This is a genomic window from Streptomyces sp. NPDC002853 (genome assembly GCF_053591915.1).
The window spans coordinates 457800-471543 of sequence record NZ_JBSFUS010000004.1; the positions used below are offsets into that span (position 1 = coordinate 457800).

The following is a 13744-nucleotide window of genomic DNA, read 5'->3' on the forward strand; positions in this document are numbered from 1 at the left end:
GATCGCGACGAGGCGAAGCATGCCCACGCCGCCCTCGCTTCTCACCCCGACGTTCCGTACGTCCTGTACATTTTTTACCGGAAGCCTTGGGGAGCAGCCGACCCCGGCAGAGGAGAGACATGCCATGAACCGACCGTTCGCCCGTTATGTCCTGCCCGAGTTCACCGACCGCTCCAGTTCGGGCACCCGGACGCTGGACCCCTATGCGAAGCTGCTCGAGGAGCGCATCGTCTTTCTGGGGACGCCGATCGACGACACGTCGGCCAACGACGTGATGGCGCAGTTCATGCACCTCGAATACCTGGCGCCCGACCGCGACATCGCGCTCTACATCAACTCCCCCGGCGGCTCGTTCAGCGCGATGACCGCGATCTACGACACGATCCAGTTCGTCTCCTGCGACGTGGAGACGACCTGTCTGGGGCAGGCCGCGTCGTCGGCCGCCGTCCTGTTGGCCGCGGGCACCCCCGGCAAGCGGTTCGCGCTGCCCGGTGCCCGTGTACTGATCCACCAGCCCTCGCTCGCCGAGCCGGTGCACGGCCAGACCTCCGACCTGGCGATCCAGGCCGACGAACTCCTGCGCACCCGCGCGCAACTGGAGGGGCTGCTCGTCCGGCACACGGGGCAGAGCGCGCAACGCATCGCGGCCGACATCGAGCGGGACAAGATCCTCGACGCCGCCGAGGCAGTCGACTACGGCCTGGTGGACCGGATCATCGCGAGCCGCAAGTCCTCACCGCGCGGCCCGGACCCGCGCACCCCGGACGGAGGGTGAGCCACCGATGCTGCCGCCCGAACTTCCCCCGCTGCCCGCACTCACCCGCGCCGAGGGCGAGTTGATCGACCGGTACCTCGAAGTGGTCGATCTGCTGGGCCGGATCAACCCCGCCCGCACCTCGGACACCTACGGCGGACTGCGCGCCGCCCAGGCCCTGGTCGGCAGCGCGACGGCCCTGCGGGACGCGCTGACGCTCATGCACCAGCGGGGTGAAAGCGCCGTGCACGCACCGACGCTGGCGCGTGCGCTGCGCGTGCTCGACGGAGAGCGGCGGGCCGGGCGGGTCACCGTGCCGCCGCCGGCGGCGTCCTGAGCACCCGTCACCCCGGTCCTCGAACTCCGTTGCGTCCGGGGGCGATCTCAAACGAACCAAACGGGCTACCTCATTCGGCGTAGACATTCGTCCTTTTTCGAGACGTCTTCAGTTGCGTCAGTTGTGTACGCGTGGGCCGGAATTCCTCGTTCCGGTGCTGGTCGAACGATCGTCCGGCGCCCTCTTCGGCTCCCGAATCCGACCGTGTCCACCCGAACGGTTCAGCCGTGAGGAGCCTCACAAAACGCCGTTTCGGCTCGGAATTCGACCCCATGTCGGGTCAAGATCCTCTCCGACGACAAGCCCCCGCCATCAGCGGCGGGGCGGTCCGGGCGGACGCCGAGTCCTGCCGCCGCCCGGATGACCGGTCGACATCGGTGCATCGGCAGGAGTGGAGGACCCAGGCATGACGGGTCGGTCCGGAAGGTCCGGACACCGACCCTTGGGGTGAAGCCGCAGCACGCGGCCGGGCAACTTTGTCAGCCCGAATCCGACAGGTCATCCTTCACAGGCGGTTGACGAAGGGTTGCGCATGACTGCGCTGAATCAAGTTCCGTCGCTGCTCACCAGGGTCGGGTCCGTATCCGCCCTCACGCTCGCCGTCGTGGGCGGCACCCTTGTGGCCCCAGGGCTCACGTCGGAAGCAGAGGCCGCGACACACGGGACGAAGGCGCTCAAGATCGCCGCCTCCAAGAAGGGCTCTCCGTACCGCTACGGAGCCACCGGACCACACCGGTTCGACTGCTCGGGACTGACCCAGTACTCCTTCAAGCGCGCGGGCAAGAAGCTGCCTCGCACCGCCGCACAGCAGTACAACAAGACCCGCCACGTCTCCGCGTCCAACCGCGTCCGCGGCGACCTGGTCTTCTTCCACTCCGGCCGGAACGTCTACCACGTCGGCATCTATGCCGGTAAGGGCCGGATCTGGCACGCCCCCAAGTCGAACACCAAGGTGCGGCTCGAGAAGATCTGGACGAAGAGCGTCTCGTACGGCAGGGTGCGCTGATCATCCGTCACCGGCCGTCGGCCGGGCGGCGGCGGGGGCCTCAGGGCTGCTGCCGCCGCCCGGCCGGCCCCCGGGCGGTCCCCGGCAGGTCCTCCGGTCGGCGCGCCCGCCTGGCGTGGCGGGCGTCGGCGCGGATACTCGTGCGCCATGGCCGAAAACAACAGTTCTCCCGCCTCGGACGACCCACCGCGCGACAACCCACCGCGCAACGACCCACCGCGCAACGAGACGCGCTTCGAACGCGCCGACCGCAACTTCGCGGAGATCCTCCAGGAACTGCGCGTCACGCAGGCCGGGGTGCAGATCCTCTTCGCCTTCCTCCTGACGCTCGCCTTCACCGAGCGCTTCCCCTCGCTCGACACGGTGCAGCGCGCCACATACGTCACCACGCTGCTGCTCGCCGTGCTCGCCGCGGCGCTGTTCACCGCGCCGGCGGCCGTGCACAGGTCGCTGTTCGGGAAGCACTCCAAGCCGCTGATCGTGCGCGTCTCGTCCCGTCTCGCCGGCATCGGTCTCGTGGTCCTGGTGTTCGCGGTCTCGGGTGCCGTGCTCCTGGTCGTCGACGTGGCCGTGGGCCGCACCGGCGGGATCATCGCGAGCGCGGCCACGCTCGTGGTGTGCTCGGGCCTGTGGGGGCTGCTCCCCCTGCTGCTGCGCCGTGCGCGCGACGACGAGGAACCGGACGGCTCGGACGACGTCAGACCATCGCGGCCTCGGTGAGGAGCACGAGTCCGAGCACGCTCAGCGCGACGCCCGTGCCTCCCTCGATCGCACGGGCCGTACGCGGCTTGCGCAGCCACCGTCCCAGCCGGTCGACCAGGAGCGCGAGGACCGGGAACCACACCAGGGCGAGAGCCACGATGATCGACGCGAGCAGCAGGGTCCTCGGCATCGCGGGACTGCCCGCGGGCACGAACTGCGGCAGCACGCTGAGGAAGGTGATCGGCGCCTTGGGGTTGAGGACGTTGGTGAGGAAGCCCTGCCGCAGACTGCCCCCGACCGCCTCGTGCCCCGCGTCCTCCTGCACGCCGGAGTTCCCCGCAGGCCGCGCCGCCGACCGCAGCGCGCGATACCCCAGGTACAGCACATAGGCCCCGCCCAGCGCCTGCAGCGCCGTGAAGAGCGTGGGCACCGCCGTGAGGACCGCCGCGACCCCGGCCACCGCGAGCGCCGTGTGCACCAGGAGCCCGCCCGCCACACCGATCGCGCAGGCGACTCCGGCGCGGCGGGAGGTGAGGGCGTTGCGCACCACGACGGCGAAGTCGGCGCCCGGCATGGCGACCAGGCCGGCGGCGACCCCGGTGAAAGCGACCAGTTCTGCGTCCATGGCATCCACCCTGCCGTTCTTCTGCCTTCAGCAGGTATGTGGAATATCCTGGGTCTGCCTTAAGCAGCTGTTTACTCCAGCCGTTCACCCCCACGCCGCCGGGAGAGACCATGTACGACCCGACGCGGCTCGCCGCACTGGTGGCGGTTTCCGAGGCCGGGTCGATCACCCGCGCCGCCGAACGCCTCGGCTACACCGTGCCCGCCCTCTCCCAGCAGCTGGCCAAGCTCGAACGGGAGGCGGGCACCGCTCTCCTGGTCCGGCATCACCGCGGGGCGCGGCTGACCGGCGCGGGTGAGCTGCTGCTCGCGCGGGCCCGCCGGGTCCTGGACGAGATGGAGCAGGCCCGGCACGAACTGACCCAGCTGGCCGGCCTGTCCGGCAGCAGGCTGCGCGTGGGGACCTTCACCACCGCCGGAATCCATCTGGTGCCGCCCGCGCTGACCGCGTTCCGCCGCGCCCACCCGGACATCGATCTGACGGTACGGGGCTATGAACCGCCGCTCGGCATCGCGGCCGTGGCAGCGGGCGATGTCGACCTGGCCCTCACGCACACCTACGAGCCCGCGGATCCGGTGGCGCTGCCCGCGTCCGTGAGCGCGGAGCCGATCCTGGTCGAGGAGCTGGTCCTGGTGACCTCGCCGGGCCACGCGCTCGCGAGCGCCTCGTCGCGGCTGCCCCTGAGCGAACTCGCCGGACAGCCGCTCATCAGCATGGCGCCGACCCATCCGTCCCGGCAGGGCGTGGAGTCCGCGCTCGGACGGGCCGGCGCGACACCCGCGGTCCTGGTCGACACTCCGGGCTACGCGCTGGTGTGCGCACTGGTCAGCGCGGGGCTCGGCGTCGCCGTCGTACCGGAGATGGTGGCGCGGACGGCGGCCACCCCGGTGGGGACGAGACCGCTGGAGCCGGGCAATCTGCGGCGCACGATCTCGGTCGTCCACCGCACCGATGTGTCGCATCCGGCGGCGGACACCTTCCGTGCCCTGCTCCGGGGTGCGTTCGGCCGCTCAGCGGGGTGAGGGCGAGGGGGCCGGGGCCTCGCCGCGGACGGGCACGGTCCACGGCAGCTCGATCCAGACCGTCTTGCCGCCCTCGGGAGTGGGCGTGACCGACAGTCTGCCGCCGCACTCCATGGTCAGCCAGCGGATGATGACCAGGCCCCGGCCGTTGTCCTGCTGGACGGCGGCGGGCAGCCGCTTGGGGTAGCGGGGGTGGCTGTCGGTGACACCGATGCGCAGCTGCTCGTCCCGGTCCAGCTCGATGTCCACCCGGAAGGTGGGCGACTGGCCCCGGGTGTGCTGGACGGCGTTCGTGGCCAGCTCGGAGACGATGAGCCGGACCGTGTCGGCCGCCTCGGTCCCGCCCGGCAGGCCCCACTCGGCCAGGATGGTCGAGACGTATTTCCGGGCCGCGGAGACCGAGGCAGGATCGCTCGGCAGGGTGACGGATGCTTCCTGAAGGTCTGCCATGGCGACGCTGTCCCTTTCCCACCGGGGCTCGGCTCCGACTCGTAGCGAAGGCACGAGGACAGTCCCGGAATGGTGCTTCGCGCCAGACTGCCACTCTTGGACCCCTGAGAGGTGGCCATCCACCAAGATGTGCATATATCTGTCGCTCAAAGCGGTGAACTCTGCTACGAGAGACCGTATTTGGGCGCGAGGTCGGCGCTTCCTCTACTGTCGCCCCTGAACGGCCCGGGGGAGGCCGAAAAGAAACGCTCCGTCGGGAAGGAGACGGACATGCGGTACGGTCCCGCGGTGCGCCGCCGGAAACTCGGCGCCGAACTGCGTGCGTTACGCACGCAGGCCGGGCTCACCAGTGGCCAGGCGGCGGACCGGGTCGGCTGGCATCAGTCGAAGGTCAGCCGGATCGAGACGGGGCGTAGCAGCGTCAAGGCGGCCGACGTAGGTCTGCTGCTCGACGCGTACGAGGTGGCGGACCCCCAGCTCCGCCAGTTGCTGGTGGCCTTGGCGGGCTCGGACGACGACGGCGGACGGCGCCACTGGTGGCACGCCTATCGCGAGCTGCTGCCGCCCGCCTACCGCGACTTCATCAGCCTGGAGTCGCAGGCCTGTCGGATGCGCACCCTGGAGACCAGCGTCGTGCCGGGCCTGTTGCAGACGCCGGACTACGCGCGTGCGGTGACGCGGGCCGCGCTCGACGGGCTGCCCGAACAGCAGGTGGACACGCTGGTGGAGGTGCGTCTCGCCCGTCAGGACGTGCTGCGCACGGCCCCGCCGCTGCGACTGAGCGTGATCCTGGACGAGGCGGTGCTGCACCGGCCGGTGGGCGGCAGCGCGGTGCTCGCGGGCCAGTTGAAACGGTTACTGGAGGCGGCACAGTTGCCTCATGTACGACTTCAGGTGTTGCCGTTCGCCGCCGGAGAGCACGTGGGCCTCATCGGCCCTTTCGTTATTTTCTCATTTCCGAACATTGCTGATCTGGATGTGGTTGTTCTCGACCACTTGACGAGTAGCCTCTACCTCGAACGGAAAGAAGACCTCCAGGCCTACACGGAGGCCTTCAACTCCCTTCAGGGAAAGGCGCTTTCGCCCGAGGAATCAACGGATCACATCGCCGGGATACGTGACGGCGCGTAAGGGGGCACCATGACGGCACTGCCTCGGCACGTACCTTCAAGCACCTCTCTGTACGGCGCACGGTGGTACCGCAGCAGTCGCAGCAACGGCATGAACAACTGTGTGGAGACAGCCTCGCTCGCTTCAGGGCCGAAGCAGGGGCTGCTCGCCGTGCGTGACTCGAAGAACACGGCAGGGCCCGCCCTGCTCTTCTCGCCCACGACATGGGAGGCCTTCGTCCACGGCCTCCGGTGACTACCGGGGTGCGGCGCGGCTGATCACTCGTACGGCATCGGCGATCTGTCCGTCGGTGAGATCCGCACGGGCGGTCAGCCGCAGCCGCGAGATGCCGTCGGGCACCGACGGCGGACGGAAGCATCCGACGGCAAGGCCCGCGCCCCTGCAGTCGGCGGCCCACCGCACGGCCGCTTCCGGTGACGGCGCACGCACGGAGACGACGGCGGCGTCGGGACGTACCGCCGTAAGACCCTCCGCCGTGAGGCGTTCATGCAGCTCGGCCGCGACTGCGCGCGCCCGTGCGGCGCGCTCCGGCTCCGCGCGCAGCAACCGCAGGGCCGCGAGGGCGGCGCCCACGGCGGCGGGCGCGAGCCCCGTGTCGAAGATGAAGGTCCGGGCTGCGTTGACCAGGTGGTCGATGACCTTGGCGGGTCCGAGGACCGCACCGCCCTGGCTGCCGAAGGACTTCGACAGGGTGACCGTGGCCACCGTGTGGTCCGTGCCCGCGAGCCCGGCCCCCTGCGGGGCGCCGCGGCCGCCGTCGCCGAGCACGCCGAGCCCATGGGCGTCGTCGACGACGAGACCGGCGCCGAACTCCTGGCACACGGAACTGAGTTCGGTCAGCGGGGCCGCGTCCCCGTCGACCGAGAAGACGGTGTCCGAGACGACGATCGCGCGGCCCGCGTGCGTGTCCAGTGCCTTGCGCACCGCTTCGGTGTCGGCATGCGGCACCACCTGCGTCCCACCGCGCGCCAGGCGGCAGCCGTCGATCAGCGAGGCGTGGTTGCCCGCGTCCGAGACGATCAGCGAACCGTGCGGGGCGAGGGCGGTGACGGCGGCGAGGTTCGCGGCGTACCCGGAGGAAAGGACCAGGGCGGCCTCGAATCCGCAGAACTCGGCCAGCTCGCGTTCGAGTTCCGCGTGCAGTTCGGTGGAGCCGGTCACCAGCCGGGAGCCGGTGGCTCCGCCGCCCCAGCGCCGGGCCGCGGCCGCCGCGCCCTCGGTGATCCGCGGGTGCCTGGCCAGGCCCAGATAGTCGTTGCTCGCCAGGTCGAGGAGACCGCCGGCGTCGGCGGGGCGGGGACGCAGCGTACGGACGAGTCCGGCCCGTGCGCGCAGGCTCGCCTGCTCGTCGATCCAGTCGAACGGCGAGCTCGCCATGGGGGTCCCCTCCGGGTCGTCAGCACTGGCCGGTTTGTAGACAGTGCACAGACCCTAGCCGTCCGGCCACCGGGCCAGGATGTGGCAATACCCACACCTCCCAGCCTTTCTGTTGTGCGAAGTCTCCTTGGAAAGCGGGGCCCCCGTGCGTAAGGATCAGCGCCATGGATCTGCTGAACACGCTGGTGGACAAGGGGCTTCGGCGCGAGCTGCCGACCCGTGAAGAGGCGCTGGCCGTGCTGGCCACGTCCGACGACGAGCTTCTCGACGTGGTGGCCGCCGCCGGGAAGGTACGGCGGCTGTGGTTCGGGCGCCGGGTGAAACTCAACTATCTGGTCAATCTCAAGTCGGGGCTCTGCCCGGAGGACTGCTCGTACTGTTCGCAGCGCCTGGGCTCGACGGCGGGCATCCTCAAGTACACCTGGCTCAAGCCCGCCGAGGCCTCGCAGGCCGCGGCCGCCGGAGTGGCGGGCGGCGCCAAGCGGGTCTGCCTGGTCGCCAGCGGCCGCGGTCCGACCGACCGTGACGTCGACCGGGTCTCGCAGACCATCGAAGCCATCAAGGAGCAGAACGACGGCGTCGAGGTGTGCGCGTGCCTCGGTCTGCTCTCCGCGGGCCAGGCGGACAAACTGCGCACCGCGGGCGCCGACGCGTACAACCACAACCTCAATACGTCCGAGAGCACGTACGGCGAGATCACCACGACCCACACCTACGCCGACCGCGTGGACACGGTGCAGCAGGCGCAGGCCGCGGGCCTCTCCGCCTGCTCGGGTCTGATCGCGGGCATGGGCGAGAGCGACGAGGACCTGGTGGACGTGGTCTACGCGCTGCGCGACCTCGACCCCGACTCGGTGCCGGTCAACTTCCTGATCCCCTTCGAGGGCACGCCGCTGGCCAAGGAGTGGAACCTCACCCCGCAGCGCTGCCTGCGCATCCTCGCCATGGTCCGTTTCGTCTGCCCCGACGTGGAGGTCCGCATCGCGGGCGGCCGCGAGGTGCACCTGCGCTCGATGCAGCCCCTGGCCCTTCACCTCGCCAACTCGATCTTCCTGGGCGACTACCTGACCAGCGAGGGCCAGGCCGGCAAGACCGACCTGGAGATGATCGCGGACGCCGGTTTCGAGGTCGAGGGCACCGACACGGTGACGCTGCCGGAGCACCGCGCGGACGCCGTCGCGGCTGCGGGGTGCGGGTCGCACGGCGAGGCCGGGGGCGGCTGCGGGCCGTGCGGTTCCTCGGAGCCGGAGGCGGCATCGGTACCGGCCGAGATCCCCGAGGACGAGACGTCCGAGGCGCGCACGGACCTGGTCGCGGTACGCCGTCGGGGCGCGGGAACGGATCTGGCGCCCAATGCCTGACCTCTCCGTTCCCGAACTGCTCGACCTCGATCGCCGTCATGTGTGGCACCCGTACGGCCCCATGCCCGGCCGCCAGGAGCCCCTGGTGGTCGAGGCGGCGAGCGGTGTGCGGCTGCGACTCGCGGGCGAGGGCGGCGAGTTGGTGGACGGCATGTCCTCCTGGTGGTCGGCGATCCACGGCTACAACCACCCCGTGCTCAACGACGCGGTGCGCGGCCAGCTGGACCGGATGAGCCATGTCATGTTCGGCGGGCTCACACATGAGCCCGCCGTCCGCCTGGCGAAGCGCCTTGTCGACATATCTCCCGAGGGCCTCGAGCATGTCTTCCTCGCGGACTCCGGCTCGGTGTCGGTCGAGGTCGCGATCAAGATGTGCCTGCAGTACTGGCGCTCGCTCGGCCGCCCGGCCAAGCGGCGCATGCTGACCTGGCGCGGCGGCTACCACGGGGACACCTGGCAGCCCATGTCGGTGTGCGACCCCGAGGGCGGCATGCACGAGCTCTGGCAGGGAGCGCTGCCCCAGCAACTGTTCGCCGACATGCCCCCCGCGGGCTTCGAGTCGTACGACGATGCCTACGCCGACCATCTGCGCGAGGTCATCGGGCGCCACGCCGACGAGCTGGCCGGTGTGATCGTGGAGCCGGTGGTTCAGGGCGCGGGCGGCATGCGCTTCCACTCCCCCGCCTATCTGCGGGTGCTGCGGGATGCCTGCGACGAGCACGACGTGCTGCTCGTGTTCGACGAGATCGCCACGGGGTTCGGCCGCACGGGTGCGCTCTTCGCCGCGGACCACGCGGCGGTCACACCCGATGTGATGTGCCTGGGCAAGGCGCTGACCGGCGGCTATCTGACGCTGGCGGCGACGCTGTGCACCTCGCGGGTCGCGGACGGCATCTCTCAGGGCGAGGTTCCGGTCCTTGCCCACGGCCCGACGTTCATGGGCAACCCGCTCGCCGCCTCGGTGGCCCTGGCCTCCATCGACCTGCTGCTCGGGCAGGACTGGCAGACCGAGGTCAAGCGCATCGAAGCGGGTCTGCGCGGCTCGCTGGCGGAGGCGGCTCAGCTGCCGGGCGTACGGGACGTACGCGTGCTCGGCGCGATCGGCGTCGTACAGCTGGACCACGGCGTGGACATGGCGGCGGCCACCCGCGCCGCGACTCGCGAAGGGGTGTGGGTGCGGCCGTTCCGTGACCTCATCTACACGATGCCGCCGTTCATCACGGGCGACGACGACGTGGCACGGATCGGCCGCGCGGTGTGCGCGGCAGCGAAGGAGGGCTGAGATGACGTTCATCGTGGTGTCCGGGACCGGCACCGAGATCGGCAAGACGGTGACGACGGCGGCGGTGTCCGTCGTCGCGCTCGCCGCGGGGCGCAGCGTCGCGGTGCTCAAGCCCGCGCAGACGGGGGTGGCGCCCGGCGAGCCGGGCGACGCGCAGGAGGTGACGCGGCTCGCGGGCAAGGCGATCACCACCCTCGAACTCGCCCGCTACCCCGAGCCGTTGGCGCCGAACACCGCCGCCCGGCGGGCAGGCATGGCGCAGGTCCGGCCGTACGAGGTGGCCGCGGCGGCGGAGAAGCTGGCGGCCGACCACGACCTGGTCCTGATCGAGGGCGCGGGCGGCCTGCTGGTCCACTTCGACGACGAGGGCGCCACCCTCGCCGACGCCGCGCGCCTCCTGTCGGCTCCGGTCCTGGTGGTCGCGACGGCGGGCCTCGGCACGCTGAACACGACGGAACTCACGGCCGAGGCCCTGCGGGCGCGTGAACTCGCCCCGCTGGGCGTGACGATCGGCAGCTGGCCCGCGGCACCGGACCTCGCGTCACGCTGCAACGTCGCGGACCTGCCGCGGTGCGCGGGCGCCCCCCTGCTCGGCGCGGTACCGGAGGGCGCGGCATCGCTCGCGCCCGACGACTTCCGCGCCAGGGCCGGGACGTGGCTCGGCCCGGAGCTCGGGGGAACGTGGAGCAGTGCGGCGTTCACGACCCGTGAGGCGGCGCGGGGAGCCTGAAACCGCGGTGGCTCCCGTTCGGGTACCTGCCGGGACTCGCGGGTCCCGGCAGGGGGGAAAGGGGCGCTGCCGGGGCACCATTGCGGTGTCCGGTCGTCCCGCCGAGGAGGGTTCATGTCGCCTCGCTCCGCCAGGTCCGCGTCCCGGGACGCGGTGCATCATCCTGTCTTCGCCCGCTTCTACGCCCGCCAGAGCGTGGCCGCCGAGCGCATCATCGCGCCGCACCGCAAGGAGCTGCTCGCCGGTCTCTCCGGCCGGGTGATCGAGGTCGGCGCGGGGAACGGACTGAACTTCGCGCACTATCCGGCGGCGGTCTCCGAGGTCGTGGCCATCGAACCGGAGCGCACCTTGCGCCAGTTGGCCGTGGACGCGGCCGTGCGGGCCGGTGTGCCGGTGGACGTCGTGCCCGGCGCCGCTGAGGCTCTGCCCGTCAAGAGCGAGGCCTTCGACGGCGCAGTGGCCTCGCTGGTGCTGTGCAGCGTGCGTGACGTGCCCCGTGCCCTCGCCGAGCTGCGGCGCGTCCTGCGGCCGGGCGGCGAGCTGCGGTTCTTCGAGCACGGCGTGGCTCCGGGCGCGGCGATGGCGGTCACGCAGCGCGTCCTGGACCGCACGGTCTGGCCGCTGCTCTTCGGCGGCTGTCATGTCGCGCGGGACACCCTGGGCGCGCTGCGTACGGCGGGCTTCGAGATCGGCCCGTACAGGAGCCTGCTGGTGCCCCCGAAGGGCCCGCGGCTGCCGTCCTCCTACTGCGTGCTCGGCACGGCCCGGCGGCCGGAGAGCGACTGACGTCGGGGGCGGAAGCCGGGGCGCCCGGCGGATGTCAGATCAGTTGCGTGAGGTTGACCGCGTTGCCGTCCGGGTCCTTGATGTGCGCGACCCGCTGCCCCCACGGCATGTCGTTGGCCGGCCCGAGCGCCTCGCCGCCCAGGGACTCCACCCTCGCGAGGAGGTCGTCCACGGCTTCCACCGCCACGCTCAGCAGGATGCGCTGCGGTGTGTCGAGCGGCACGCTCGGGTCCGAGACGACACCGAGCTCCGCGTCGCCGATGCGCAGGTCCACGAAGAACGCGGGCCCCTCCTCCGGCGTCCTCGACACCTCTTTGGCGCCGAGCAGCTCCTGGTAGAAGCGCAGCAGGCGGTCGATGTCCGGGGTGATGATCATCGGCTGGATGGCGGCAGGCATGGGTGTCCTCCTGGAGTGCGGCTCTTCCCCGCCGAACCTATCCCCGCCGCATGATCGTTGGCCCCCGCCTCGGCATCCGGCCGGCTCGCGGGAGCTGCGCGGCTACAGACTCCACTTGCGCAGTTCGTCCGCGATGGCGCGCACGCTCGCCCCGTCCTCCTTCACCAGGCGGGCCAGTTCGCGCACCTGCTCGGGCGAGGTGACGACCTTCATGCCACTGGCGACCAGATAGGCGTAGGCGACGGACGAGGCGAAGAGGGCGTTGGAGCGTTCCAGGGCGGGGATGTGCAGAAGGACCTGCAGGAGGGCGGCGGCTCGGTCGTGCGGGCTTTCGTAGACGGGCACCCCGAAGATCTCCGCCTCGTGCCGGCTGACGGCGGCCACCAGGGCACCCCAGTCGGTGACCTGCGGGTCTCCGGGCGTCTTGTGTTCGGCGATCATCAACAGCCACGCAAGATCGATTCTGAGGTTCAAGGGCTAACGACGACCCTCGCGCTCAGCACCGAACTCCTCGGCGAACACGGATTCGTACTGCTTCATGAAGTCGGCGGCAGCCTCGACAAAGGTGTGGCCGATCTCGCCGGCGTCCTGTTTGACCAGTTCCTCGATGTAGCGGTTCACGCTCATCCCGCGGGCGAGCGCTCGCTCGCGCGCGGCCCGGGCGGTGCCTTCGTCCACCCGCACGTTCAGCTGGGTCTTCGCCATGCCTTCAAGCTAGCGCTGGGGCGCTAGCACCGGCAAGAGGGCGCGGGAGAGCGCGGAAGGGCGCAAAGGCGCACACGCGGACCTTCTCCCCGTGCCCCTTACATACGTCTGCGGTTCACGACCTTGGAGGGATACCCGCGCCCGCCCCGACCCTCTACTCTCGGCAGGATTACGGGAGTTGGAGCGGCCACGACCCAGGAGGCGGCCTTGTCCACACCTGCTTCGGCATCGGCCACGGGGCTCGCGGAGCCCGCCGAGGTCGCCGCGCGAGCACGCGGCCTGACCAAGGCGTACGGCTCCGGCGAGACCACGGTGCTCGCCCTCGACTCGGTCGACGTGGACATCGCACGCGGCCGGTTCACGGCGGTCATGGGCCCGTCCGGCTCGGGCAAATCCACGCTGATGCATCTGCTCGCCGGGCTCGACACGGTCTCCGCGGGACAGGTGTGGCTCGGCGACACCGAGATCACCGGGCTCAAGGAGCGGGAGCTGACGCAACTGCGCCGGGACCGCATCGGATTCATGTTCCAGTCCTTCAACCTCATCCCCACCCTGAACGCCGCCGAGAACATCACGCTGCCCATGGACATCGCGGGCCAGCGCCCCGACCGCGCGTGGCTCGACCACGTCATCGAGACGCTCGGCCTGCGCGACCGCCTCAAGCACCGGCCCGCCCAGCTCTCCGGCGGCCAGCAACAGCGCGTGGCCTGCGCGCGGGCGCTCGCCTCGCGCCCCGAGCTGATCTTCGCGGACGAACCGACCGGCAACCTCGACTCGCGCGCGGGCCTCGAAGTGCTCGGCTTCCTGCGCGAGGCCGTCGACAAGCTGGAGCAGTCCGTCGTCATGGTGACCCACGATCCCGGCGCGGCAGCCCACGCCGACCTGGTGCTCTTCCTCGCGGACGGCCGCATCGTCGACGAGATGCCGCGGCCGACGGCCGAAGCGGTCCTGGAACGCCTCAAACGGTTCGACGTGATCCACGCGCTGCCCCAGGAGAGCCCGCCCGGCGCCGACGGCGGCAAAGACGTCGACGGTGGCCGGGGCGTCGACATCGACAGCAAGCCGGACCAGGACTGAGG

General features: G+C 71.0%; 18 protein-coding genes and 1 riboswitch. Of the genes, 12 read left to right on the forward strand and 6 right to left on the reverse strand.

From position 1 onward, the window contains the following. Positions 1 to 124: 124 nt before the first annotated feature. The 4 genes from ACWD02_RS13345 (at position 125) to ACWD02_RS13360 (ending at position 2817) form a co-directional block, all read left to right on the forward strand. A complete protein-coding gene (locus tag ACWD02_RS13345; protein ID WP_451208642.1) occupies positions 125 to 775 on the forward strand; it encodes an ATP-dependent Clp protease proteolytic subunit in 651 nt (216 codons plus the stop codon). 7 nt (positions 776 to 782) lie between these two features. Next, positions 783 to 1091, forward strand: a complete 309-nt coding sequence (locus tag ACWD02_RS13350) for a hypothetical protein (RefSeq protein WP_451208644.1) — start codon at positions 783 to 785, stop codon at positions 1089 to 1091. A gap of 365 nt (positions 1092 to 1456) precedes the next feature. After that, positions 1457 to 1620: riboswitch (cyclic di-AMP (ydaO/yuaA leader) on the forward strand. A 3-nt stretch (positions 1621 to 1623) separates the two neighbouring features. Beyond that, entirely contained in the window at positions 1624 to 2097 is a 474-nt protein-coding gene (locus ACWD02_RS13355) for a C40 family peptidase (protein ID WP_451208647.1), read from the forward strand. Positions 2098 to 2244: 147 nt separating this feature from the next. Further along, the gene (locus ACWD02_RS13360; protein ID WP_451208649.1) at positions 2245 to 2817 is read left to right on the forward strand and encodes a DUF6328 family protein; all 573 of its coding nucleotides are present in this window, start codon (positions 2245 to 2247) and stop codon (positions 2815 to 2817) included. On the opposite strand, the gene ACWD02_RS13365 is transcribed toward ACWD02_RS13360, so the two are convergent. Continuing rightward, complete coding sequence (locus ACWD02_RS13365; protein ID WP_451208652.1) at positions 2795 to 3424, reverse strand: LysE family translocator; 630 nt, start codon at positions 3422 to 3424, stop codon at positions 2795 to 2797. The two genes, ACWD02_RS13360 and ACWD02_RS13365, sit on opposite strands and share 23 nt — an antisense overlap. A 110-nt stretch (positions 3425 to 3534) precedes the next feature. Here ACWD02_RS13365 and ACWD02_RS13370 point away from each other — a divergent pair, with 110 nt between their 5' ends. Beyond that, on the forward strand, positions 3535 to 4446 hold the full coding sequence (locus ACWD02_RS13370) for a LysR family transcriptional regulator (RefSeq protein ID WP_451208655.1): 912 nt from the start codon (positions 3535 to 3537) through the stop codon (positions 4444 to 4446). On the opposite strand, the gene ACWD02_RS13375 is transcribed toward ACWD02_RS13370, so the two are convergent. Then, entirely contained in the window at positions 4435 to 4896 is a 462-nt protein-coding gene (locus ACWD02_RS13375; RefSeq protein ID WP_451208658.1) for an ATP-binding protein, read from the reverse strand. The two genes, ACWD02_RS13370 and ACWD02_RS13375, sit on opposite strands and share 12 nt — an antisense overlap. A gap of 270 nt (positions 4897 to 5166) precedes the next feature. Here ACWD02_RS13375 and ACWD02_RS13380 point away from each other — a divergent pair, with 270 nt between their 5' ends. Next, on the forward strand, positions 5167 to 6027 hold the full coding sequence (locus tag ACWD02_RS13380) for a helix-turn-helix domain-containing protein (protein WP_451208661.1): 861 nt from the start codon (positions 5167 to 5169) through the stop codon (positions 6025 to 6027). A 9-nt stretch (positions 6028 to 6036) separates the two neighbouring features. After that, the gene (locus ACWD02_RS13385; RefSeq protein ID WP_451208664.1) at positions 6037 to 6261 is read left to right on the forward strand and encodes a DUF397 domain-containing protein; all 225 of its coding nucleotides are present in this window, start codon (positions 6037 to 6039) and stop codon (positions 6259 to 6261) included. Here the strand turns inward: ACWD02_RS13385 and ACWD02_RS13390 are convergent, their stop codons facing one another. Next, a complete protein-coding gene (locus tag ACWD02_RS13390) occupies positions 6262 to 7404 on the reverse strand; it encodes an 8-amino-7-oxononanoate synthase (protein WP_451208667.1) in 1143 nt (380 codons plus the stop codon). It lies immediately after the preceding gene. A gap of 164 nt (positions 7405 to 7568) precedes the next feature. Between ACWD02_RS13390 and bioB the strand changes: the two genes are divergently transcribed. From bioB to ACWD02_RS13410, 4 genes are all read left to right on the forward strand, one after another. Beyond that, the gene (gene bioB / locus ACWD02_RS13395) at positions 7569 to 8765 is read left to right on the forward strand and encodes a biotin synthase BioB (RefSeq protein ID WP_451208669.1); all 1197 of its coding nucleotides are present in this window, start codon (positions 7569 to 7571) and stop codon (positions 8763 to 8765) included. After that, positions 8758 to 10047 (forward strand): adenosylmethionine--8-amino-7-oxononanoate transaminase, encoded by a 1290-nt coding sequence (locus ACWD02_RS13400; RefSeq protein WP_451208671.1) that lies wholly within the window; start codon positions 8758 to 8760, stop codon positions 10045 to 10047. Before bioB ends, ACWD02_RS13400 begins: the two co-directional genes overlap by 8 nt. Position 10048: 1 nt before the next feature. Further along, positions 10049 to 10777, forward strand: coding sequence for a dethiobiotin synthase (gene bioD / locus ACWD02_RS13405; RefSeq protein ID WP_451208674.1), 729 nt, complete (start codon positions 10049 to 10051; stop codon positions 10775 to 10777). Positions 10778 to 10891: 114 nt separating this feature from the next. Continuing rightward, entirely contained in the window at positions 10892 to 11563 is a 672-nt protein-coding gene (locus ACWD02_RS13410; protein ID WP_451208677.1) for a class I SAM-dependent methyltransferase, read from the forward strand. A gap of 34 nt (positions 11564 to 11597) precedes the next feature. Here ACWD02_RS13410 and ACWD02_RS13415 read toward each other — a convergent pair whose 3' ends face one another. The 3 genes from ACWD02_RS13415 to ACWD02_RS13425 form a co-directional block, all read right to left on the reverse strand. Continuing rightward, complete coding sequence (locus ACWD02_RS13415) at positions 11598 to 11960, reverse strand: VOC family protein (protein WP_451208679.1); 363 nt, start codon at positions 11958 to 11960, stop codon at positions 11598 to 11600. Positions 11961 to 12062: 102 nt separating this feature from the next. Continuing rightward, positions 12063 to 12434, reverse strand: a complete 372-nt coding sequence (locus ACWD02_RS13420) for a fic family toxin-antitoxin system, toxin component (RefSeq protein WP_361831402.1) — start codon at positions 12432 to 12434, stop codon at positions 12063 to 12065. Positions 12435 to 12437: 3 nt separating this feature from the next. Then, entirely contained in the window at positions 12438 to 12665 is a 228-nt protein-coding gene (locus tag ACWD02_RS13425; RefSeq protein WP_160509171.1) for an antitoxin, read from the reverse strand. A gap of 207 nt (positions 12666 to 12872) precedes the next feature. On the opposite strand from ACWD02_RS13425, the gene ACWD02_RS13430 reads away from it, so the two are divergent. Then, the gene (locus ACWD02_RS13430; RefSeq protein WP_451208682.1) at positions 12873 to 13742 is read left to right on the forward strand and encodes an ABC transporter ATP-binding protein; all 870 of its coding nucleotides are present in this window, start codon (positions 12873 to 12875) and stop codon (positions 13740 to 13742) included. Positions 13743 to 13744 lie beyond the last annotated feature (2 nt).